General features: G+C 69.8%; 23 protein-coding genes. 17 read left to right on the top strand and 6 right to left on the bottom strand.

The features are described from left to right. Positions 1-10 precede the first annotated feature (10 nt). Genes AC1D2O_RS00755 through AC1D2O_RS00715 form a run of 9 tightly spaced genes read left to right on the top strand, consistent with a single transcriptional unit; the run spans position 11 to position 8,787 of the window. Entirely contained in the window at positions 11-1,708 is a 1,698-nt protein-coding gene (locus tag AC1D2O_RS00755; RefSeq protein WP_478092714.1) for an AMP-binding protein, read from the top strand. Beyond that, positions 1,705-2,685 (top strand): acyl-CoA synthetase, encoded by a 981-nt coding sequence (locus AC1D2O_RS00750; RefSeq protein ID WP_478092712.1) that lies wholly within the window; start codon positions 1,705-1,707, stop codon positions 2,683-2,685. The genes AC1D2O_RS00755 and AC1D2O_RS00750 overlap by 4 nt, the downstream gene beginning before the upstream one ends. Continuing rightward, positions 2,675-3,295, top strand: a complete 621-nt coding sequence (locus AC1D2O_RS00745) for a LolA-related protein (protein WP_478092719.1) — start codon at positions 2,675-2,677, stop codon at positions 3,293-3,295. The genes AC1D2O_RS00750 and AC1D2O_RS00745 overlap by 11 nt, the downstream gene beginning before the upstream one ends. Beyond that, positions 3,292-5,682, top strand: a complete 2,391-nt coding sequence (locus AC1D2O_RS00740) for an MMPL family transporter (protein WP_478155957.1) — start codon at positions 3,292-3,294, stop codon at positions 5,680-5,682. The genes AC1D2O_RS00745 and AC1D2O_RS00740 overlap by 4 nt, the downstream gene beginning before the upstream one ends. Then, entirely contained in the window at positions 5,682-6,527 is an 846-nt protein-coding gene (locus tag AC1D2O_RS00735) for a polysaccharide deacetylase family protein (protein ID WP_478155955.1), read from the top strand. The genes AC1D2O_RS00740 and AC1D2O_RS00735 overlap by 1 nt, the downstream gene beginning before the upstream one ends. Further along, a complete protein-coding gene (locus tag AC1D2O_RS00730) occupies positions 6,524-7,273 on the top strand; it encodes a class I SAM-dependent methyltransferase (protein ID WP_478087426.1) in 750 nt (249 codons plus the stop codon). Before AC1D2O_RS00735 ends, AC1D2O_RS00730 begins: the two co-directional genes overlap by 4 nt. Continuing rightward, positions 7,270-7,737, top strand: a complete 468-nt coding sequence (locus tag AC1D2O_RS00725; RefSeq protein ID WP_478087428.1) for a hotdog family protein — start codon at positions 7,270-7,272, stop codon at positions 7,735-7,737. The genes AC1D2O_RS00730 and AC1D2O_RS00725 overlap by 4 nt, the downstream gene beginning before the upstream one ends. After that, positions 7,734-8,465, top strand: coding sequence for a 3-oxoacyl-ACP reductase FabG (fabG, locus tag AC1D2O_RS00720; protein ID WP_478087430.1), 732 nt, complete (start codon positions 7,734-7,736; stop codon positions 8,463-8,465). The genes AC1D2O_RS00725 and fabG overlap by 4 nt, the downstream gene beginning before the upstream one ends. 16 nt (positions 8,466-8,481) lie before the next feature. Further along, positions 8,482-8,787, top strand: coding sequence for an NIPSNAP family protein (locus tag AC1D2O_RS00715; RefSeq protein ID WP_478087432.1), 306 nt, complete (start codon positions 8,482-8,484; stop codon positions 8,785-8,787). A 24-nt stretch (positions 8,788-8,811) separates the two neighbouring features. Here AC1D2O_RS00715 and AC1D2O_RS00710 read toward each other — a convergent pair whose 3' ends face one another. From AC1D2O_RS00710 to AC1D2O_RS00690, 5 genes are read right to left on the bottom strand one after another with little or no spacing between them, the layout of a single operon-like run. Next, positions 8,812-9,108 carry a DUF4124 domain-containing protein gene (locus AC1D2O_RS00710; RefSeq protein WP_478155953.1) on the bottom strand — a complete coding sequence of 99 codons (297 nt, stop codon included), beginning with the start codon at positions 9,106-9,108 and terminating at the stop codon, positions 8,812-8,814. A gap of 58 nt (positions 9,109-9,166) precedes the next feature. Continuing rightward, positions 9,167-9,943, bottom strand: a complete 777-nt coding sequence (locus AC1D2O_RS00705; protein ID WP_478087436.1) for a glycosyltransferase family 2 protein — start codon at positions 9,941-9,943, stop codon at positions 9,167-9,169. Further along, positions 9,910-10,707 (bottom strand): lysophospholipid acyltransferase family protein, encoded by a 798-nt coding sequence (locus AC1D2O_RS00700; RefSeq protein ID WP_478087437.1) that lies wholly within the window; start codon positions 10,705-10,707, stop codon positions 9,910-9,912. The genes AC1D2O_RS00705 and AC1D2O_RS00700 overlap by 34 nt, the downstream gene beginning before the upstream one ends. Before the next feature lie 15 nt (positions 10,708-10,722). Next, entirely contained in the window at positions 10,723-11,754 is a 1,032-nt protein-coding gene (locus AC1D2O_RS00695) for a chorismate transformation FkbO/Hyg5 family protein (protein WP_478087439.1), read from the bottom strand. Then, positions 11,751-13,112 (bottom strand): NAD(P)/FAD-dependent oxidoreductase, encoded by a 1,362-nt coding sequence (locus AC1D2O_RS00690; protein WP_478087441.1) that lies wholly within the window; start codon positions 13,110-13,112, stop codon positions 11,751-11,753. The genes AC1D2O_RS00695 and AC1D2O_RS00690 overlap by 4 nt, the downstream gene beginning before the upstream one ends. Before the next feature lie 158 nt (positions 13,113-13,270). Between AC1D2O_RS00690 and AC1D2O_RS00685 the strand changes: the two genes are divergently transcribed. The 8 genes from AC1D2O_RS00685 (at position 13,271) to rng (ending at position 20,263) form a co-directional block, all read left to right on the top strand. Continuing rightward, entirely contained in the window at positions 13,271-13,996 is a 726-nt protein-coding gene (locus tag AC1D2O_RS00685; RefSeq protein ID WP_478087443.1) for a YebC/PmpR family DNA-binding transcriptional regulator, read from the top strand. 25 nt (positions 13,997-14,021) lie between these two features. After that, positions 14,022-15,317, top strand: coding sequence for a phosphoribosylamine--glycine ligase (gene purD, locus AC1D2O_RS00680; RefSeq protein ID WP_478087445.1), 1,296 nt, complete (start codon positions 14,022-14,024; stop codon positions 15,315-15,317). Between the two features lie 14 nt (positions 15,318-15,331). After that, positions 15,332-16,258 (top strand): oxygen-dependent coproporphyrinogen oxidase, encoded by a 927-nt coding sequence (hemF, locus tag AC1D2O_RS00675; RefSeq protein WP_478087447.1) that lies wholly within the window; start codon positions 15,332-15,334, stop codon positions 16,256-16,258. Next, on the top strand, positions 16,249-16,869 hold the full coding sequence (gene nadD, locus AC1D2O_RS00670) for a nicotinate (nicotinamide) nucleotide adenylyltransferase (protein WP_478087449.1): 621 nt from the start codon (positions 16,249-16,251) through the stop codon (positions 16,867-16,869). Before hemF ends, nadD begins: the two co-directional genes overlap by 10 nt. Further along, entirely contained in the window at positions 16,869-17,534 is a 666-nt protein-coding gene (rsfS, locus tag AC1D2O_RS00665; RefSeq protein ID WP_478155951.1) for a ribosome silencing factor, read from the top strand. The genes nadD and rsfS overlap by 1 nt, the downstream gene beginning before the upstream one ends. Continuing rightward, the gene (gene rlmH, locus AC1D2O_RS00660; RefSeq protein WP_286367719.1) at positions 17,531-17,998 is read left to right on the top strand and encodes a 23S rRNA (pseudouridine(1915)-N(3))-methyltransferase RlmH; all 468 of its coding nucleotides are present in this window, start codon (positions 17,531-17,533) and stop codon (positions 17,996-17,998) included. The genes rsfS and rlmH overlap by 4 nt, the downstream gene beginning before the upstream one ends. 126 nt (positions 17,999-18,124) lie before the next feature. After that, positions 18,125-18,730 (top strand): Maf family protein, encoded by a 606-nt coding sequence (locus tag AC1D2O_RS00655; RefSeq protein ID WP_478087453.1) that lies wholly within the window; start codon positions 18,125-18,127, stop codon positions 18,728-18,730. A 6-nt stretch (positions 18,731-18,736) separates the two neighbouring features. Then, on the top strand, positions 18,737-20,263 hold the full coding sequence (gene rng, locus AC1D2O_RS00650; protein WP_478087455.1) for a ribonuclease G: 1,527 nt from the start codon (positions 18,737-18,739) through the stop codon (positions 20,261-20,263). Positions 20,264-20,383: 120 nt separating this feature from the next. Here the strand turns inward: rng and msbA are convergent, their stop codons facing one another. Continuing rightward, positions 20,384-22,168, bottom strand: a complete 1,785-nt coding sequence (msbA, locus tag AC1D2O_RS00645; RefSeq protein ID WP_478087457.1) for a lipid A export permease/ATP-binding protein MsbA — start codon at positions 22,166-22,168, stop codon at positions 20,384-20,386. Positions 22,169-22,255 lie beyond the last annotated feature (87 nt).

Genomic DNA, 22,255 nt, shown 5'->3' with positions numbered 1-22,255 from the left:
GACGACCCCCTTGAGCCTCGAAACCTTCCTGCCGCTGCTGGCGGACCGCGATCTGGACCAGCCCCTGGCCTGGCGCGCCGGCACGCCGGTGAGCGCGCGCGAATTCCTCGCCGACGTCGCCCGCCTGGCCCCCGAACTGCATCCCGGCGGTCCGGTCGTCAATCTGTGCGTCGACCGTTACGCCTTCGCGGTCGGGCTCGCGGCCGCCCTGGTGCGCGGCGAAGCGAGCCTGCTGCCGCCCGACGCGCGGGCCGACACGCTGGCGCGGCTGCACGAAGTGGGCGATCCCGCCTTCGCCCTGATCGACGACCCGGGGCTCGAGACGCCCGGCCTGCCGCGCGTGCGGGTCGAAGGTCGCCGGCCGGTCGCCGGCGCGGCGGCGCCGGCGGTGCCCGCGATCGATGCCGGCATGCATGCCGTGAGCTTGCTGACCTCAGGCTCCACCGGCGCACCGCAGCCGCACGCCAAGACCTGGGGCACCCTGGTCGGCGATGTCCGGGCCGCGGTCGCTCGGCTGGCTGATTTGCTCGGACGGCCGACGCTCGCCGGCCTGACGGTGGTCGCGACGGTGCCGGTTCAGCACAGCTACGGGCTGGAGTCGTCGGTGCTGCTGGCGCTGCTGGGCGGCGCGGCCTTCGACAGCGGCCGGCCCTTCTTCCCCGCCGACGTGGCACAGGCGCTGGCCTCGGTGCCGCGGCCGCGTGCGCTCGTGACCACGCCCTTTCACCTGAAGACACTGCTGCTTTCGGGCATCGCGCTGCCGCCGGTGGACCTGATCCTGTCGGCCACCGCGCCGCTGTCGCCGCAGCTCGCGGCCCAGGCCGAGCAGGCGATGGGCGGTGCCCTGATCGAGATCTACGGCAGCACCGAGTCGGGCCAGGTCGCGACCCGGCGACCGACGCAGGGCGAGGTCTGGGAGACCTTCGGCGAAATCCGCGTGCATGCGGAACATGGTGCGGACGGCGACGAGCGTTTCGTCTTCGAGGGCGACTTCATCCCGGAGCCGACGCCCATGGCAGACATCCTGGAACTGGTCGATGCGCAGCGCTTCCGCTTGCTCGGCCGCGCCAACGACCTGATCCATGTGGCGGGGCGGCGCAGTTCGCTGGGCTATCTCAACCACCACCTCAACAGCATCCCGGGCGTCGAGGATGGTGCTTTCTGGCTGCCGGACGACGTGGCCGACGGCGTGGTGCGTCCGGTCGCCCTCGTGGTCGCACCGACGCTCGATGCCCAGGCGATCATCGCCGCGCTGCGCGAGCGGGTCGAGGCCGTGTTCGTGCCGCGGCGCGTGGTGCACGTGGCGGCCTTCCCGCGCGAAGGCACGGGCAAGCTCACGGCGCGCTCGCTGCGCGAGTTCGCACTGGCGCAACTGGCCTCCGACGGCACGCCGGTGCAGGTCACGCGCGACGTGCCGGCCGACCATCCGGCCTTCGCGGGCCACTTCCCGGGCCAGCCGCTGCTGCCGGGCGCGCTGCTGCTGTCCGAGGTGCTCGAGGCGGTGCGCGGCGTGCCCGCGCTGGCGGCGCGCCTCGGCGCCGCACCCACGCTGGCCGCGGCCAAGTTCCTGGCGCCGGTACGCCCGGGCAGCAGCCTCATGATCGACCTGCTGCCCGAGACCGGCGCCGCGCGAGGCCTGCGCTTCGAGGTCCGCTGCGGCGACGTGGTGGCGGTCAGCGGGCGCTGGACCCCTGGTCCGCAGTCATGAGGGATTCGCGGCCCGAGCCCGACGATGCCAAGTCGCGCCAGGCCGATTGGTCGCGAGCGCCCGAGCGCAGCAACATGCTGGCGCTCAAGGTCATCTGCGCGATCGCCATCCTGTGCGGACGACCGCTGACGCGACTGATCCTGCACCCGATCTCGCTCTATTTCCTGCTGTTCTCGCCAACCCAGCGGCGCCACATCAAGCGGTATCTGTTCCGGGCCATCGGCCCCCAGGCCGGCTGGAGCGACGGCTACCGGCTGCTGCATGCCTTCGCCTCGACGGTGCTGGACCGACTCTATTTCCTGCGCGGACGCATGGACCTGTTCGACATCCGGGTCTACGGCAATGCGCCGGTCGAGGTCGAGGTCAATGCGGGCCGCGGCGCCTTCATGCTCGGTGCCCACGTCGGCAGCTTCGAGGCGCTGGGCGCCTGCAAGCATCGCGCCGCGTCACCGGCCGACCTGCGTCCCGCGATGCTGATGTACCCCGACAACGCGCAGCAGATCAACGCGGTGCTCAATACCATCAGCCTGCCCGAACTGCGGCCGCACATCATCGCGCTGGGCCGGCCGCACTCGATGCTCGCGCTGCGCGACTGGCTCGATTCCGGCGGCCTCGCCGGGCTGCTGGCCGATCGCACGCTGGCCGGGCCCGAGGAAGCGGGCCAGCAACGCGGCAGCAGCATCGAGGTCTCCTTTCTCGGCCAACCGGCCCTGTTCAACGACGGGCCGTTCCGGCTGGCGGCCTTGCTGCGCCGCAAAGTCTTCTTCATGGCGGGCCTCTACGCGGGTGGCGCCCGCTACGATGTGCTGTTCGAGCCGCTGGCCGATTTCAGCGAGCGCGTGAGCGACCCCGCCGAGCGGGAACGGCGCATCCGTGCCGCGCTCGAAACTTATGTGGCGCGTCTCGAGGCGCTGTGCCGCGCCTACCCGTACAACTGGTTCAACTTCCATGATTTCTGGCTTGAAGATGCGCATTGACCGCTGGGGCAGGGGGCTGCTGGCGGCCCTGGCCCTGTCCGTTCTGTGGCCTTCGTCCGCCTGGGCCTTCGACCTGCCTGAACTGATGGGCCTGCTGGCGCAGCAGAAGAGCGGCGAGGCCCGCTTCACCGAGCAGCGCTTCGTGCACGGCCTCGAGGGCCCGCTGGACGCCAGCGGGGTGCTGAGCTTCACCGCGCCGGACCGGCTGACGCGCCGCACGCTGTCGCCGCGTCCCGAGACGATGAGCGTCGAAGGCAACACGCTGACCCTGTCGCGCAGCGGTCGCACCCGCACGCTGGCGCTGGACAGCATGCCCGAGCTGCTCGGCATGGTCGAGGCCATGCGCGGCACACTGAGCGGCAACGCCCAGAGCCTGCAGCGCTACTTCCGCAGCACGCTGTCGGGCTCCGCCAACGGCTGGACCCTGGACCTGCAGCCGATCGACCCGCGCCTGGCCGCGCAGGTGCGTTCGATGCGCCTCAGCGGACGGGGCGGCGAAGTGCTGGGCATCGACATGGAGTTCATCGGCGGCGACCGCTCGGTGATGAGCATCACGCCCGAACGCGGCGCTGGCACGACGGCCACGACGCCCGTGCGTTCCACTCCGTGACGCGAGCCGCCGCCGCACCCGGGCGCCGCCGCGCGGCGCTGGCCCTCGGCATCTGGCTGCTGGCGCTGGTCGCCGGCATCGCGCTGATCGCGCGCACGCATTTCAGTGCCGATCTCTCCGCCTTCCTGCCGGCCAGCCCGGACGCGCGCCAGCAAGTGCTGATCGAGCAGCTGCAAAGCGGCATTGCCTCGCGCACGATCTTCATCGGCATCGAGGGTGGCCAGGATGCGGCGCAGCGCGCGCAGGTCTCGCGCGCGGTGGCGGCCGCGATGCGTCAAAGCAAGCTCTTCGACCTGGTCCAGAACGGCGACGCCAGCGACTGGAAGGACACCGGCACCTGGGTCTTCGACCACCGCTACCTGCTGGGATCCGATGTGACGCCCGAGCGCTTCACCGCCGCGGGCCTGCGCGATGCCATCGTCGACAGCCTGTCGATGCTCGGCACACCGGCGGGCAACGCCCTCAAGCCACTGCTGGAGCGCGACCCGACCGGCGAGACCCAGCGCATCGCCGAGGGCCTGATCCCCGCGAGTTCGCCGCGCAGCGAAGAGGGCGTGTGGGCGTCGCGCAGCGCGCCGCGGGCGCTGATCCTGGCCACCACCCATGCGGCGGGCAGCGACCTCGACGCCATCGCCCAGGCGATCGCGCGCGTGCGGGGCGCCTTCGATGCCGCCACGCGCGAGATGGCAGGAGCCGGCCCGAAACTCGCGATGACGGGGGCCCCGGTGTTCTCGGTGCAAAGCCGCGACCAGATCAAGACCGAGGCGGTACACCTGGCGGTGGTCGGCGGGATCGTCATGGGCGTCTTGCTGCTGCTGGCCTTCGCCTCGCCGCGGGCGCTGGTGATCGCCTTGCTGCCGGTCGCCACCGGCGTCGTCGGCGGCACGGCGGCGGTAAGCCTGGTCTTCGGCGGCGTGCACGGACTGACGATGGGTTTCGGCAGCACGCTGATCGGCGAGACGGTCGACTACGCGATCTACTACCTGATCCAGGCGCGCGGCGCAGCCATCCCGGGCACCGGCTGGCAGCGCTGGCGCGACATCCATTGGCCGACGGTGCGCCTCGGCCTGCTGACCTCGGTCTGCGGATTCGCGGCGCTCGTGTTCTCGGGTTTCCCGGGCCTGGCGCAGCTGGGCGTGTTCTCGATCGCGGGCCTCGTCGCGGCCGCACTGGTGGCTCGCCACGTGCTTCCGGTGCTGGCGCCGGACGGTGCCACCGGCATGGGCATGCGGCGCCAGATGGCCCAGCTGGCGGGCTTCCTGGTGCGCGGCCTGCCGCGCCTGCGCTGGCTGCTCACGGGCCTGGGCGCGGCGGCGCTGGTGCTGGTGCTGTGGCAGGGCGGCTATCTGTGGCGGGCCGATCTCGGCGCCATGAGCCCGGTGCCCAAGGCCATGCAGGCGCTCGATGCCGAGCTGCGCAACGACATCGGCGCCAGCGACGGCGGGACCCTGGTCGTGGTCCATGGCGCGGACGTGCAGTCGACCCTGCGCAGCACGGAAGGCGCGAGTGAGCGCCTCGAGGCCCTGGTCGACAAGGGCGAGCTCGCCGGTTTCGAGACCGTCACCCGCGTGCTGCCCAGCGAGGCGGCGCAGGCGGCGCGCATCGCGAGCCTGCCGGATGCCGCGACCCTGCGCAGCCGCCTGGCCGAAGCGACGCAGGGGCTGCCGCTGTCGGCCTCGCGCCTGGAACCTTTCATCGCCGAGGTCCAGGCGGCCCGGACGCAGCCGATGATCCGGCGCGTCGACCTGCAGGGCGGCCCGCTCGACGCGGTGGTCGGCGCGTTGATGTTCGAGCGTTCCGGCGGTGGCTGGTCGACATTGATCTCGCTGCATCCCGGCCCCGGCTTCGATGCCGCGCGGCTGGCCGCTGCGCTCGATGGCCTGCCCGACGTGCAGGTCGTCAACGTCGGCGAGGAGCTCTCCGGGCTCTACCAGCGCTATCTGCGCGAGGCCTTCATGCAGGTGATGCTGGGCGCGCTGGCGGTGGTGCTGCTGCTGGGCGCCTGGCTGCGCTCCGGACGCCGCCTGCTGGCGGTCTGCCTGCCGCTGGTGGTCGCGGTGGTGCTCACGCTCGGCGGCATGGCCGCGCTGCAGGTGCCGCTCGGCATCCTGCACCTGGTCGGGTTGCTGCTGATCGTGGCCGTGGGGTCCAACTACGCGCTGTTCTTCGATCAGCTGCGCGAGACCGGGCGCGCCGACGAGGACACGCTGGCCTCGCTGATGCTGGCCAACCTGACGACCGTGGTCTCTTTCGGGCTGATCGCGATCTCGGACATCCCGGCCTTGTCCTCGATCGGCCGCGTGGTCGCGCCCGGCGCGTTCCTGGCCCTGATGCTGTCGGCCGCCTTTGCGCGCACGGCCGCCCCGGCGCCAGTGGATCGCCGCTGATGGGAAAATCCACGGTCATGCCGCAAGCCGTTGCACCTGTGCGTTCCGAATCCTGGTCCTGGCCGCCGATGGTGCGTGCCAGCGTCGGCCTGCACCTGCTGGCCCTCGGTGCCGCGGTGGCGGTGCCGGGCGCGTTGCCTTGGGCCGTCGCCGCTGTCGTGCTGAACCATGTGCTGATCACCGCCGCCGGCCTGGCGCCGCGCAGCAGCCTGCTGGGGCAGAACCTGACGCGGCTGCCGCCGGCTGCGGCCGCGCGGCGCGAGGTGGCGATCACGATCGACGACGGACCCGACCCGGAGGTCACGCCGCAGGTGCTCGACCTGCTGGACGCGCATGGGCAGCGCGCCACCTTCTTCTGCATCGCCGAGCGCGTGGCCGCGCATCCGGCGCTGGCGCGCGAGATCGTGGCGCGCGGCCACAGCATCCAGAACCACACGGCGCGGCATCGCCACAACTTCTCGTTGCTGGGGCCGCGCGGCTTCGAGGCCGAGATCGCGCGCGCGCAGCAGGTGCTGTTCGACGTGACTGGGCTGCGGCCGACCTGCTTTCGCGCGCCCGCGGGCCTGCGCAATCCCTTCCTGGCGCCGGTGCTGCATCGCCTGGGGCTGACCCTGGTCAGCTGGACGCGGCGTGGCTTCGACACCCGCGAGGGCGATGCCTCCACCGTGCTGGCACGCCTTGCGCACGACCTGCAGGCCGGCGACATCCTGCTGTTGCACGACGGTCACGCCGCGCGCACCGCCGACGGCCGCGCCGTGGTGCTGGACGTGCTGCCACCGCTGCTGGCAAGAATCCAGACCGACGGCCTGCGCGCCGTCACATTGCCCGAGGCCCTGGCTGCATGAGAAACCCTGTGTCCACCGACGCCGCGTGGCGCCAAGTGCACGAACACGCGACCGCACCGTACCGCAAGGCCGGCCGCTTTGCCTGGCATTTCGCGCGTGGCAAGCTGGGCCGCGATCCGGTCTTTCGCGGTCTGATCGAACGCGGCCTGATCGGCGCGCACCGGCGCCGCGTGGTGGACATCGGCTGCGGGCAGGGCCTGTTCGCGAGTCTTCTGTCGACCCTGGGTGCGATGCAGTCGCGGCCCGGTGCCTGGCCCGCATCCTGGGGCGCGGCCCCGGCCACGGTTCGCTACACCGGCATCGAGCTGATGCCGAAGGACGTGGCGCGCGCCCGGACCTCGATCGGCCATCTCCAGCCCGCGCCGGAATTCTTCTGCGCCGACATGTGCAAGGCCGAGCTGCCGCCCAGCGACCTGGTCGTGATCCTCGACGTGCTGCACTACGTCGACCTCGAGGCCCAGGAAGTTGTGCTGCGCCGCGTGCGCGAAGCCCTTCAGCCGGGCGGGCGGCTGCTGCTGCGCGTCGGCGACGCCGCCAGCCGCAGGGGTTTCGCGATCAGCCAGTGGGTCGACCGTACCGTGACGCGCATTCGCGGTCATCGCGTGTCGCCGACCTGGGGCCGGCCGCTCGATGACTGGAAGCTGCTGCTGCAGCGTCTGGGATTCACGGTCCGCAGCATTCCGATGAGCGAGGGCACGCCCTTCGCCAACGTGCTGCTGGTGGCCGACATCAAGGAAGCCGAATGACAGCAGCCCAGACCCTCGATCGCGCCGGCATCGCGCGGCGCATCCCGCACAGCGGCACCATGTGCCTGCTGGAGAACCTGCGCTCCTGGGACGAGCATGCCATCCATTGCACGACGGCCACGCATGCGCATGCGGACAACCCGCTGCGGACGGCCTCGGGCCTGCTGTCGCCGAACCTGATCGAGTACGCGGCGCAAGCGATGGCGCTCCACGGCGGGCTGCTGGCGGCGCCAGGCAGTGAGCCGTCCGCCGGCTTTCTCGCCAGCGCGCGCAACGTGCGCCTCGGCGTCGAGCGCATCGACGACATCGCCGGCGAGCTGCACGTGCATGCCACGCGGCTCACGGGCGATGTGAGCCAGATCCTCTACGAATTCTCAGTCCGGGACGCAGCCGGCAGGGCGCTGGCCGAGGGCCGCGCCGTCGTCGTTCTGAACACCCCGCTAGCCATGGAAACCCACGCATGAGTCTCACCGGAAAACGCGCCCTGATCACCGGCGCGAGCGGCGCACTGGGCGCCGCGATCGCGCAGCGCCTGGCGCGCGACGGCGCCACTGTGCTGCTGCACGCCAACTCGCGGCCCGAATCGGTCGAGCAATTGGCGGCCGCCATCGCCGCGGCGGGCGGCAAGGCCGAATGCGTGGTGTTCGACCTGCGCAGCGACGAGGCCGCGCAGGCGGCCTGCCAGCGCCTGCTCGAAGGCGGGCCGGTGCAGGTCATCGTGAACAATGCCGGCGTGCACGACGACGCGGTGCTGCCGGGCATGCGGCCGGAGCAATGGCACAAGGTGATCGACGTCTCGCTCAACGGCTTCTTCCGCGTGACGCAGCCGTTGCTGCTGCCGATGCTGCGCACGCGATGGGGGCGGATCCTCAACATCTCGTCGGTGGCCTCGCTCACGGGCAATCGCGGGCAGGTCAACTACGCGGCGGCCAAGGGCGGGCTCAACAGTGCGACCAAGGCGCTGTCGCTGGAAGTCGCGGCGCGTGGCGTGACCGTGAATGCGATCGCGCCGGGGATCATCGCTTCGCCGATGGCCGATGGAGTGTTCGACGCGGCGATGATCCAGCAGATGGTGCCTGCGAAGCGCGCCGGGACGCCTGAGGAGGTCGCGTCGCTGGCGGGTTTCCTGGCCAGCGACGAGGCGGCGTACATCACGGGACAGGTGATCTCCATCAATGGCGGGATGATCTAGGCAACTCGGAACAATCATGGTCACCTGCTACCTGCGCTATGTCATCGATCCGTTCAAGCTCGAGGAGTTCGAGCACTACGGAAAGCTCTGGATTCCTCTGGTCGAGAAGTTCGGAGGGCAGCACCACGGCTACTTCCTGCCGTCGGAAGGCGCGAACAACATCGCGCTCGCCATGTTCACGTTCCCGAGCCTTGCGGCGTACGAGGAATATCGCGCGTTGTCGGCCACCGACACGGCGTGCCAGGCCGCGTTCAAGTATGCGCGGGACACCCGCTGCATCCTGAGCTACGAACGCAGTTTCTTCAGGCCTGTATTCGAATGAATCCGGCGAGGTGCATCTTCAAGATCACCGATAGGCCCCGCTCGTGCCCGGATCCTGCGGAATGCCGCGACTGTCGATGAGTTCAGGTGAAGCGGGCGGCCGGCCCTCGCGACTCAGTGCTCTCGCGCGGAAAATGTCCTCGGCCTGGATCTGATCGACGGCGATCTGCGACGGCTGCCGCTGGTTTCGCTCCGTCGCGGGATCTCCGCAAGGTCGCTCCGTCAGGGTGATGCGACCGTCGGCACCCTTGCATTGATTCACTGGATCCGCAAAGACGGACGGGGTGGCGGCGATCCCGGCAAGGCAGATCAGTAGGCGCATGGTATTCACGCAACGATGATAGGACCGCGCACCGGCGCCGTCCAGCGCCCTGGCGGACTCAGGGCTGAAACGGCGGCGCCCCCCGCACCTTCCGCCACATCAGCCCAGGCAGCCGCACAACGAACTCCAGCATCAGCCGCGCATGCATCCAGCTCAGGAGCAGGTTGTCGCGCACATAGCGGAAGTGGGACACGCCGCCTTCTTCGGCCGTCAGGTACTTCACCGGCGCATCGATGTTGACCGGCTTGACGCCGCGCCAGGCGAGGCGCACCACCGCTTCCGTGTCGAAGTCGAAGCGCCGCATCCATGGCTGCCGCGCCATGACCGCGATCAGGTCGGCCACCGGGTACACGCGAAAGCCGTAGAGCGAATCGCCGACGCCCGCGAACAGGGTTTCGAGCTGGGTCCAGCCGTTGGAGACGCGGCGGCCGCGCACGCGCAGCAGCGGGGCGCTGGCATCGAAGACGGGGCGGCCCAGCACCATGGTGTCGGGGCGCGCCCGCGAGGCCTGCATGAAGGCCGGGATCAGGTCGGCCGGATGCTGCCCATCGGAGTCCATCGTCAGCGCATGGGTGTAGCCGGCCTGTTGTGCGGCGCGCAGCCCGTGCAGCACCGCTGCGCCCTTGCCCTGGTTGTGGGGCAGCAGCCAGACCTGCAGCCCGGCGTCTTGCTCGGCCATCTGCTGCAAGCGCTTGCCGGTGCCGTCGGTGCTGCCGTCCACCACCACCCACACCGGGTTCCATTGCGCGCGTGCCGCCTTGACCGTGGAGAACAGGCGTTCTCCTGTGTTGTAGCTCGGGATCAGGACAAGGTGGGTGCGCGAGACGTCTGGCATGCGGGCTGCGCGTCGGGGGCGCGCTGTTCCATGGATTGGCGGAAGTAGTGTTCGATCTGCTGCAGCAGCGCATTGCTGTCCTGCGACGGCGCGAAGCGCTGGCCCAGGCTGAGCCTGAAGACGATCGGCAGCGGCGGCACGCGCCACAAGGGCCAGCCCTTGCCGAGGTAGGGCGAATCGGTGTCGATGAAGACGGTCTGGATCGGCGCTTGCGCCAGCTTGGCGATCAGCGTGATGCCGGGCCGGAAGCTGTTGAGCGGCGGCGTCACGGTGCGCGTGCCCTCCGGGAAGATCACCAGCTGGCCGCCGTTCCTGAGGTCGTCGACGGCGAGCCGCACCATGGTGCGAGCCGAGTCGTTGCGGATGTAGCGCGCCAGCCGGGCGCCGGCGCCCAGGAAGATGTTGCGCATCAGGTCGGCCTTCATGATGCAGGCGCTGCGCGGCAGGCGCGCCACCAGCAGAAGGGCATCGAGCATGGTCGGATGGTTGGCCACGAAGATCAGCCCGCGCTCGTCGCGCAGGGCATCGAGGCAGTCGGCGTCGATGCGCATCATGCCGCTGAACGAGGCGACGGCCCAGAAGAAGCGGTAGGCGCGCGCGATGACGCTGCGGCCGAGCGCCCGCCCGGTGGCCGGCGGCAGCAACGGGTAGAGCAGCATCGCGACCAGGTTCCAGGCCAGCGAGATGGCGCCGAGCAGCGCCAGCAGCGCGTACAGCGGCAGCGCGAACAGAATCGAGCGTCCCAGGCGAAGCAGCCGGTTCATGGGACGCCCGGACCGTCAGGCGCGCAGTGCGCCGCGTGCAACCGAATGGGCCTCGATTTCCACCAGCAGGTCCTGGCGGCAAATGTCGGCTTCGAGGTAGACCGCGTGGCTCACCATGTGCGCCTGCGGGCCCAGCGCCTCCTCGAGCGCCCGGCGCACCTGGGGGGCGTCGGCGGCATGGCGCACGTACACCACGCAGTCCAGTGCCGCCAGATCGAAGGTGGCGCTGGTGCGCGCGTTGGCCGCCGCGATCACCGCCGCGAGATTGTGCAGCGTTTCCTGCACCTGCGGCAGCAATTCGCCCACATGCACGGTCTCGTGGCCGACGATGCTGGCGGTGCCCGAGATGAAGAGCGCGATGTCGCCGCCGCCGATCTCGGCCAGCGCAGCGCGCGAGAAGGTCGGCGCGCGTGGGCCGTAGCTCGGCGGGTAGCGGTAGGCAGAGACCTGCCGTGGGTTCTCGACCGCGAGCGGGGCGGTGCGGCCGGCCAGGAAGCGGATGCTGAGCGCGCCCTGGTGGATGCCGAGCGCGCAGGCGGCCGGGGCGCCGTCGAAGGCGGCCTGGCCGGCGTCGACGAAGGCCTGCTGCCGGCCGGCGTTGAACTGGCGGTAGCGTTCGAGCCCGCCGCCATCGCCGTTGATCTGCGGCAGGTAGTTCCAGATTCGCAGCAGATGGGTGCAGCCGGTTTCGTCCAGCGCGGCGAAGAGATCGCGGTATGCGCGTTCCGACAGTGCCGCGACGCCGGCGCGTTCGACGCTTTCGTCGAGGTCGATGGCGCCGAGCATCCAGTGGCCGTCGCTGCGCCAGCGCACCACGCCCGTGGTGCCGGACTCGATGTGCTCGCCGGCGTGCCAGACATCGGCCATCGGGGCGCCGCCGGACAGCACCCGCGCATTCACGGTCGGCATCCAGGCCAGGCCGTCGGGGGTGCCATAGCCGAGCGCGCCGAAAGGCGAGGGGCGGCTGCCGGCGAGGCCCAGGCTGTCTGCGAGGCTGAGGCGCTGCACGCGCAGGGGCGGCGCGTCGAGGGGAAGGCGTGCGGTCATCGCTGGGCCTCGACGATGTTTTCGCCGGCCAGCGGCCCGAGGTCGCGGATGTTGCGCCGCCGCCGCCGCCAGGCCTCCCAGGTGCGGCGCGGATGGGCGGCGCTGACCGCGAAGTAAATGGCCTTCAGCACCCGCAGCGAGCGCCAGATGGGCGTCTTGCCGTAGATGTCGCCGGCGAGCAGCGACATCAGCGCTTCCTTGACGCGCAAGGGGTTCGAGGGATACATGAAGAATTCGCGCATCGTCGGGTTGGTCACGCGGAAGATGAACCAGGAGAATTCGCGCGGCCCCTTGCGCATCTCCGCCTCGAAGCGGCGCCGCTCGGCCGCGGCCTGGGCCGGATGGTCGAGGGTGGCGGCGACCACCTCGGCGCCGACGAACGCGCTGTGCATCGCCAGGTACACGCCCGAGGAGAAAACCGGGTCGATGAATGCGTAGGCGTCGCCCAGCATCAGGTAGCGCTCGCCGCTGCAATGGGTGCTGGTGTAGGAGTAGTTGCCGGTGGCATAGACCGCGTCGTCGATCAGCGTGGCGTCTTTCAGGCGCTGCATGAGCGGCTCGCACAGGGCCAGGGTGTCGGCGAAGAATTCCTTCAGCGGTTTCTTGCGCGACTTGAGGTAATAGGGCCAGCAGACGGCGCCGACGCTGGTGCTGCCGTCGGCCAGCGGGATGTACCAGAACCAGCCGTGCTGGAACCAGAGAATCGTGATGTTGCCTTCGAGCTTGCCCGGCGCCCGCTCGGCATTGGTGAAGTGGCCGAACAGCGCCGAACTGTTGTGCTTGGGGTTCTTCTGCTTGGCCTTGAGCTTGCTGGACAGGAAGGTGTCGCGGCCCGAGGCGTCGATGACGAAGCGCGTGCGCCAGTGGCGCCGGGTACCGTCGTCCTGCACCGCCTGCACATCGGCGCCATCGGCGTCGAAGCTGACCTCGCGCACGCGGCAGCCTTCCAGCGCCTCGGCGCCCTGGGCCGCAGCATGTCGGAACAGGATCTCGTCCATCTCGGAGCGCCGCACCTGCCAGGCGTAGGGCATGGTCTTGTCCCAGGCCTCGGAGAACTCGAGCCTGGCGGCGTGCTCGTGGTCGGGTGAGACGAATTCGACGCCCCACTTGGGCATGCCGATGCGCTCGAGGTCGTCGCGCAGCCCGAGCTTGTCGAACAGCGCGACATTGGCCGGCAGCAGCGATTCGCCGATGTGGAAGCGCGGATGGTGCGCCTTCTCGAGCATGACGACCCGGCGTCCTTGCCGTGCCAGCAGGGCAGCGGCGGTGGCGCCGGCCGGACCGCCGCCGATCACGAGCACATCGCAGCTGTCCTGCAGGGGCGGAGCGGATTCAGCAATCGGCGGGGGGATGTTCATGCGCGTGGGTGGGGAAGTGGTTCGCGCGGTGGGCGCATCAGCGGAGGATTATCCCAAAAAGGCATCGGCGCTCCTGGAGTCCGGGACAGGCAGCGGCGGCCGCCGGACAGTAAACTCGCTGTCTGGTTTGAAAACACAAGATTGCGAGAGATAGAGCCATGGCCGGACACAGCAAATGGGCGAATATTCAGCACCGGAAGGGCCGTCAGGACGAGAAACGCGGCAAGCTCTGGACCCGCGCCATCCGTGAAATCATGGTCGCCGCACGCACCGGCGGCGGCGACCTCGGCGCCAACCCGCGGCTTCGCCTGGCGGTCGAGAAGGCCAAGGCGGTCAACCTGCCGATCGACACGATCAAGCGCAACATCGACAAGGCCACCGGCAACCTCGAGGGCGTCAACTACGAGGAAATCCGCTACGAGGGCTACGGCATCGGCGGCGCCGCGATCATCGTCGACACCATGACCGACAACCGCGTGCGCACGGTCGCCGAGGTGCGCCATGCCTTTTCGAAGCACGGCGGCAACATGGGCACCGAAGGCTCGGTGGCGTTCCAGTTCAAGCACTGCGGCCAGCTCGTGTTCGGGCCCGGCACCAGCGAGGACAAGGTGATGGAAGTGGCGCTCGAGGCCGGTGCCGAAGACGTCGTCAGCGACGACGACGGCGCGATCGAGGTACTGACCGCGGTCGGCGATTTTGAAGCCGTCAAGAACGCGCTCGAGGCGGCCGGCCTCAAGCCCGAGATCGCCGAGGTCACGATGCGGGCCGAGAACACGATCGAACTCGCCGGCGAGGAAGCCGCCCGCATGCAGAAGCTGCTCGACGTCCTGGAAGACCTGGACGACGTGCAGGATGTCTATCACAACGCCGCGCTGTCCGAATGACGGCCCGGCGAACGAAAGCCCGCGAATGAAGGTACTGGTGATTGGAGGCGGCGGCCGCGAGCACGCCCTGGCGTGGCGACTGGCGCAGTCGGACCGGGTCAGCCGGGTCTACGTGGCGCCCGGCAACGGCGGCACGCGCTCGGACACCCGTTACGAATGCGTGGACATCACGGCGCCCGCAGACCTGCGCGCCTGGGCCCAGAAGGAAAAGATCGGGCTGACCGTGGTCGGCCCGGAGGCGCCGCTGGCCGCCGGCGTGGTCGACGAGTTCCGCGCCCACGGCCTGCGCATCTTCGGGCCGACCCAGGCGGCGGCGCAGCTCGAGAGTTCCAAGGCCTTCTCCAAGGCCTTCATGAAGCGGCACGCCATCCCGACCGCCGAGTACGAGGCCTTCACCGACGCGGCGGCGGCGCATGCCTATGTCGACGCCAGGGGCGCGCCGATCGTGGTCAAGGCCGACGGCCTGGCGGCCGGCAAGGGCGTGGTGGTCGCGACCACGCTGGCCGAGGCGCACGAAGCGATCGACTTCATGCTGCTGGACAACAAGTTCGGCGTCTCCCACAACGAGGGCGGCGCGCGCGTGGTGATCGAGGAGTTCCTGCAGGGCGAAGAAGCCAGTTTCATCGTGCTGTGCGACGGCAAGAACGTGACCGCGCTGGCCACCAGCCAGGACCACAAGCGCCTGCTGGATGGCGATCAGGGGCCGAACACCGGCGGCATGGGCGCCTACTCCCCGGCGCCGGTGGTGACCGCCGAGGTGCATGCGCGCGCGATGCGCGAAATCATCCTGCCGACCATCCGCGGCATGGAGAAGGACGGCATCCCGTACACCGGCTTCCTGTACGCCGGCCTGATGATCGACGGCAAGGGGCATCCCAAGACGCTCGAGTTCAACTGCCGCATGGGCGACCCCGAGACGCAGCCGATCATGCTGCGGCTCAAGTCCGACCTGTTCGAGGTCTTCTGGCATGCGACCGACGGCACGCTCGACCAGGTCGAACTCGAGTGGGACCGGCGCGTCGCCCTGGGCATCGTGATGGCCGCGCACGGCTATCCGCTGTCGCCGCGCAAGGGCGACCGCATCACGGGCATTCCGCCCGAGGCGCCCGATGCCGTCGTGTTCCATGCCGGCACCACGCTCGACAGCGGCGAGCTCGCCACCAGCGGCGGGCGCGTGCTCTGCGTGACCGTGCTGGCCGACAGCGTCAAGCTGGCTCAGCAGCGCGCCTACGCGGTCGCGGCGCGGATCCAGTTCGACGGCGCCCAGTACCGCAAGGACATCGGCCACCGCGCGGTCCACGCGCGCTCGCCGCAGGCTTGATGGCTGCAGGCCCGATGCAAGGCACCCTCGACACCCGGCCGGAGGCGGTGGCGGACTATCTGCGCGGCCTGCAGCAGCGCATCGTGGCCGCGATCGAGACCGCCGACGGCGGACGCTGCGTTCGCGACGCCTGGCAGAAGGAGCCCGGCGAGCCGCTGCAGGGCAGCGGCCTGACCTGCATCCTCGAAGGCGGCGCCTTGTTCGAGCGCGCGGGCTGCGGCTTCTCGCAGGTGCGCGGGCCACGGCTGCCGCCCTCGGCGACCCAGCACCGGCCCGAGCTGGCCGGCGCGCCCTTCGAGGCGATGGGTGTGTCCCTGGTGTTCCATCCGCGCAATCCCTATGTGCCGATCGTCCACATGAACGTGCGGATGCTGGCCGCGCTGCCGCAGGACGCGGCGCCCGTCTGCTGGTTCGGCGGCGGCATGGATCTGACGCCCTGTTACGGTTTCGAGGAGGATGCGGTCCATTTCCACCGCAGCTGCCGCGACGCGCTGGCCCCCTTCGGCGAGGACAAGTACCCGCGCTTCAAGACCTGGTGCGACGACTACTTCACGCTGAAGCACCGCAACGAGCAGCGCGGCGTCGGCGGCATCTTCTTCGACGACTTCTCCGAGCCGGGCTTCGAGCAGAGCTTCGCCATGCTGCGCTCGGTCGGCGATGCCTTCCTGCCGGCCTACCTGCCGATCGTCGAACGGCGGCGCGACACGCCCCATGGCGAGCGCGAGCGTGCCTTTCAGCTCTACCGGCGCGGCCGCTATGTCGAATTCAACCTGGTGTGGGACCGCGGCACGCACTTCGGCCTGCAGTCGGGTGGGCGCACCGAATCGATCCTGCTGTCGATGCCGCCGCTGGCCAGCTGGGCCTACCGCCAGCGGCCCGAGCCGGGTAGCCCCGAGGCGGCGCTGTACAGCGACTTCATCGTGCGGCGCGAATGGCTCTGAGCCGCCCGCGCGTCGGTGTGTTCGGCGGCGCTTTCGACCCGCCCCACAACGCGCACGTGGCCCTGGTGCAGGCCGCCCTGGCGCAGTTGGGCCTGGCCGAACTGCGCATCTTTCCGACCGGGCAGGCCTGGCACAAGGACCGGGCGCTGAGTGCCGCCGAGGACCGCCTCGCAATGGCGCGGCTGGCCTTCGACGGGATCGCCCGCGTCATGGTCGATGCCCGCGAGATCCTGCGCCCCGGACCGACCTACACGCTCGACACCCTGCGCGAATTGCAGCGGGAACAGCCTTCGGCCCAGCTGGTGCTGATCATGGGCGCCGACCAGGCCCTGTCGCTGCCGCGCTGGCACGGCTGGGAGGAGATATTTTCGATTGCTATAATTTCCGTAGCAAATCGCGAAGCAGCCACGGGGGCCAGCGGTCGTTTCGACCCTTCAGTCCTGCCATTTCTCCCGCCCGGCGCGCGTTTCGAACCCCTCGATCTCCAGCCCATGGACACCAGCGCGACCGACATCCGGGCGCGCGCTGTGCGTGCCGTTGGGCTCGATGGTCTGGTTCCGCCGGCGGTTGCACGCTATATTGACAAACACCATCTCTACCGATCCGCCTGATGACCACTGAAGCCGCCGCCAAAAAAGACACCCAGAAACTCCAGCGGGCCATCATCGACGGCCTCGAGGACGTCAAGGCGCAGGACATCCAGGTCTTCGACACAGAACATCTCTCCCCGCTGTTCGAGCGCGTGATCGTCGCCTCGGGCACCTCCAACCGCCAGACCAAGGCGCTGGCCGCCAGCGTGCGCGATGCGGTGCGCGACGCCGGCTTCAACAAGCCGCGGGTGGAAGGCGAGGCCAACGGCGAGTGGATCATCGTGGACTGCGGCGCGGCCGTGGCGCACATCATGCAGCCGGCCATCCGCCGCTACTACCACCTCGAGGAGATCTGGGGCGACAAGCCGGTGCGGACCAAGCTCGGTGCCGTCAAGCCGGCCGCCCCCCAGGCCTCGGAAGAGAAGGCGCCTGCCGCGAAGAAGGTCAGCACGTCGCTGCGCCGCTCCAGCGCGGCCAAGACGGCCATCCGCTCCGCCGAGCAGGCCGCCAAGCTCGAGAAGCAGAAGCCGGCGGCCAGGAAGCCCGCAGCGCGCAAGACCGCTGGGGCCAAGACGCCCGTGAAGACCATGGTGGTCAACAAGGCGCCGGCCAAGAAGGCGGCCGCGAAGAAGGCCGCTCCCGCAGCGAAGAAGGCCGCACGCAAGACGACCTCGCCGAGGTCATGAAACTGCTGGTGGTCGCGGTCGGGCAGCGCATGCCCGACTGGGCGCAGACCGCCTGGGACGACTACGCCAAGCGCTTTCCGCCCGAGCTCAAGCTCGAACTGCGCGCGGTCAAGACCGAGCCGCGCGGCTCCAAGACCCTCGAAACCCTCTATGCGGCCGAGCGTGAGCGCATCGAGGGCGCGATCGCCAAGGGCATGCGCATCGTCGCCCTCGACGAGCGCGGCACCGCGCTGACCACCAAGGCGCTCGCAGCCCGTCTGCAGGCCTGGCAAGGCGAGGGCGATGACGTCGCGCTGGTGATCGGCGGGCCCGATGGCCTCGACCCTGCATTCAAGGCGGCTGCGCACGAGCGCATCCGGCTGTCCGACCTCACGCTGCCGCATGCGATGGCGCGCGTGCTGCTCGTCGAGCAGCTGTATCGCGCGTGGTCGGTCAACGCCGGCCACCCGTACCACCGCGAATGAGCGCCGCGCCGGGCCGCCCCAAGCAAGCTCGCACCGCAGTGCGCAGCACGGAGGTTGCCGAATGAGCGCCGCGCCGGGCCGCCCCAAGCAAGCTCGCACCGCAGTGCGCAGCACGGAGGTTGCCGAATGACCGCGTCGTTCATTTACCTGGCGTCGCAGAGCCCGCGCCGGGCGCAATTGCTGGCGCAGATCGGCGTGCGCCATGAGTTGCTGCTGGCCGCGGCCGACGAAGACGCCGAGTCGCTCGAAGCCGTGCTGCCCGGCGAATCGCCGACGGCCTACGTGCAGCGGGTCACGGCGCTGAAGCTCGATGCCGCCGTGGCGCGGCACGAGCGCCGCGGCCTGCCGCCGGCTCCGATCCTTTGCGCCGACACCACCGTGGCGATCGGCCGCACGATCCTCGGCAAACCGGAGGATGGCCCCGATGCCGTTCGCATGCTCCAGCTGCTGTCGGGCCGGACCCACCGCGTCATGACCGCGATCGCGCTGCAGCATGGCGGCCGGCGGCAGGCCGCGCTCAACGTCTCGCACGTGCGCTTTGCCGCGCTCGCCGCGCCGCAGGTCGCCGCCTATGTCGCCAGCGGCGAGCCGCTCGGCAAGGCCGGCGCCTATGCGATCCAGGGGCGGGCCGCGGCCTTCATCGAACACATCAGCGGCTCGCATTCGGGCATCATGGGCCTCCCGATGTTCGAGACTGCCGAGTTGCTGCGCCAGGCCGGCTTCGAGACCTAGAAAAACATGCAAGACATCCTGATCAACTGGTCCCCCCAGGAGACCCGCGTCGCCCTGGTCGAGCACGGCGCCGTGCAGGAGCTCCACGTGGAGCGCACGCTCGAGCGCGGTCTGGTCGGCAACGTCTACCTGGGCAAGGTGTCGCGCGTGCTGCCGGGCATGCAGTCGGCCTTCATCGACATCGGCCTGGACCGCACCGCCTTCCTGCACGTGGCCGACATCGTGGCACCGTTCACCCCGGGCTCGCGGCCGAGTACCCCGACGCCCGAGCGCGATCATCGCAACGGCGGCGCCATGGTGCCGATCGAGAAACAGGTGTTCGAGGGCCAGTCCCTGCTGGTGCAGGTGATCAAGGACCCGATCGGCACCAAGGGCGCGCGCCTGTCGACCCAGATCAGCATCGCCGGGCGGCTGCTGGTCTTCCTGCCGCAGGACAACCACATCGGTGTCTCGCAGAAGATCCCGCCCGACCTGCGCGATGCGCTGCGCAGCCGCATGCAGCTGCTGATCGAGGCGGCGGCCGCGGCCGACAGCGGTGGCGTGGTGCCCGCCAACACCGGCGGCTTCATCCTGCGCACCAACGGCGAGGATTCGAGCGACGCCGAGCTGGCCGAGGATATCGCCTACCTGCGCAAGACCTGGACCCGCATCCGCGAGCTGTCAGTGCGGATGCCGCCGATGTCGCTGCTGCACCAGGACCTGAGCCTGCTGCAGCGCGTGCTGCGCGACATGACCAGCGAGGACACGCAGACGATCCGCATCGATTCGCGCGAGCAGTTCGAGTCGCTGCTCAAGTTCGGTCTCGAGTTCATGCCGCAGGCGGCCGGCAAGCTGCAGCTGTACAAGGGCGAGCGGCCGATCTTCGACCTCTATTCGATCGACGAGGAGATCGCCAAGGCGCTGGGCCGCCGGGTCGACCTGAAGTCCGGCGGCTACCTGGTGGTCGACCAGACCGAGGCGCTGACCACGGTCGACGTCAACACCGGCGGCTTCGTCGGCGCGCGCAATTTCGACGACACCATCTTCAAGACCAACCTGGAGGCGGCGCAGGCCATCGCGCGGCAGCTGCGGCTGCGCAACCTGGGCGGCATCGTGATCGTCGACTTCATCGACATGGCCCGCGACGACCATCGCGAGCAGGTGCTGGCGGAGTTCCGCAAGCAGCTCGCGCGCGACCGCGTGAAGACCACTGCGGGCGGCTTCTCGCAACTGGGGCTGGTCGAGATGACGCGCAAGCGCACGCGCGAATCGCTGGCCCACATGCTGTGCGAGCCGTGCGTGGCCTGCAACGGCCAAGGCATCGTGAAGACCGCGCGCAGCGTGGCTTACGACGTGCTGCGCGAGATCCTGCGCGAGGCGCGCCAGTTCACGCCGCGCGAGTTTCGCATCGTCTCGTCGCCGCAGGTGATCGAACTGTTCCTCGACGAGGAGAGCCAGCACCTGGCGGGCTTGAGCGATTTCATCGGCAAGCCGATCTCGCTTCAGGCCGAGCCCGCGATGGGACAAGGCCAGTACGACATCGTGCTGCTTTAGCTCGCCCCCAGGTTGGCTCACGGCGTGTAGCCGCCCACCCCCGACCGGGGGCAACACCAGCGGCCCGGCGAAGCCGGTTCCGCGGTGTTTCACCCACGGGCCTGGCTGCGCCGGCCGCGGTCAGAGGGTCGCGGCTTGTCCGGGAGGGGTGGTGCGGATGGCGTTGGTCTGCAGCCGCGCGTAGAGGCCGTCGAGCGCCATCAACTGTTCGTGCGTGCCGTGCTCGGCGATGCGGCCGTGCTCCATCACGACGATGCGGTCGGCATGCTGGATGGTCGAGAGGCGGTGGGCCACGATCAGCGTGGTGCGGCCCTGCATGAGGCGCTGCAGCGCCTCCTGCACCAGCCGCTCGGATTCGGTGTCGAGCGCCGACGTGGCTTCGTCGAGCAGCAGGATCGGTGCGTTCTTGTAGAGCGCACGGGCGATCGCCAGGCGCTGCCGCTGGCCGCCCGACAACTGCGTCGCGTTGTGGCCCAGCACGGTGTCGATGCCCTGCGGCAGGCCTTCCACGTGGACGGAGAGATTGGCGGCAGCAACGCATTCGAGCACGCGGTCGCGGTCGATCGCGGCGCCGAGCGCGACGTTCGCTGCCAGGCTGTCGTTGAGCATCACCACGTCCTGGCTGACCATCGCGAACTGCGCGCGCAGGCTGGCCAGCTGCCATTCGCCGACCTCGTGGCCATCGAGCAGTACTTCGCCGGCGCTCGGCAGCACGAAGCGCGGCAGCAGGTTGACCAGCGTCGTTTTCCCGGAGCCCGAGGGGCCGACGAAGGCGATCACCTCGCCGGGCTCGATCGCCAGGCTGACGCCGTCGAGCGCGCGTGCCTCGTCGTCGCCGCGGTAGTTGACGCAGACGCGCCGCAGCTCGATGTGGCCGGCTGCGCGTTCGAGCACGAACCGGCCCTGCGTTTCCGAGGGAACCTCGTCGATCAGCGCCAGGCCGCGCTCGAGCGCGGCCAGCCCGCGCGTGATCGGATTGGCCATGTCGGCGAGGCGCCGGATCGGCGCGATCAGCATCAGCATCGCCGTCACGTACGAGATGAAGCCGCCGACCGTCAGCCCCTTCTCCCCGGCCTGCCAGAGCGCGATCATCACGACGATCGACAGCGCGAAGGCGGCAAAGAGCTGCGTGAGCGGCGTCATCGCGGCCTGAGCGATGGTCGATTTCACGGCCAGCCGATTGAGGCTGTGGCTCAGGCGCTCGAAGCGCTCGCTCTGGCTGGCTTCGGCGCGATGCAGGCGCACCATCCTGTGGGCGAGCACGTTCTCCTCGACCACGTAGGCCAGTTCGTCGGTGGCATGCTGCCCGAGGCGCGTCAGGTGGTAGAGCCGCTTGGACAGCACCTTCATGATCCAGGCCACGCCCGGCACCATCACGCCGACGATCAGCGTGAGCTTCCAGTTCAGGTAGACCAGGTAGAACAGCAGCGCCACCGTCACGAAGCCATCGCGCGACAGGCTCAGCAGCGCCTGCACCAGCAGCATGGCGCCGGTCTGCACCTCGTAGACCACCGTGTTCGACAGGGTGCTGGCCGACTGACGCGAAAAGAGGGCGAGTTCCGCTTCGAGCAGGCGCTGGAACAGCATGCGCCGCAGTCCCTGCATGCCTTCATTGGCGATGCGCGCCAGGGCATATTGAGAAATGAACTGCGCCACGCCGCGCACCAGGAAGAGCAGGATGATCGCCACCGGCACGATCCACAGCGCCAGCTGTCCGCGCGTGAAGCCGCGATCGAACAGCGGCTTGAGCATCGCGGCCAGCAGGGGCTCGGTGAGCGCGGCGACCGCCGCGGTCGCGATGCCCAGCGCCCACCAGCGGCGCGAACTGCCGAACCAGGTCATCAGGCGCGCGAGTCGTCGGGTCAGGGGGAGGCGCACCATGTCGGTGGCGGTGGAGGGCTGCATGGCGGCGCATTCTACGGGCGTGCTCCTTGTAGGACCGGGCCGGGTCATACACGTTTTGTGACCTCCCGGCCATCGCAACATGTACCA

Source organism: Variovorax sp. P1_G12, from assembly GCF_056405555.1.
Note: the sequence above shows the minus strand (reverse complement) of the source record. Positions and strands in the feature narration are given on the sequence as shown.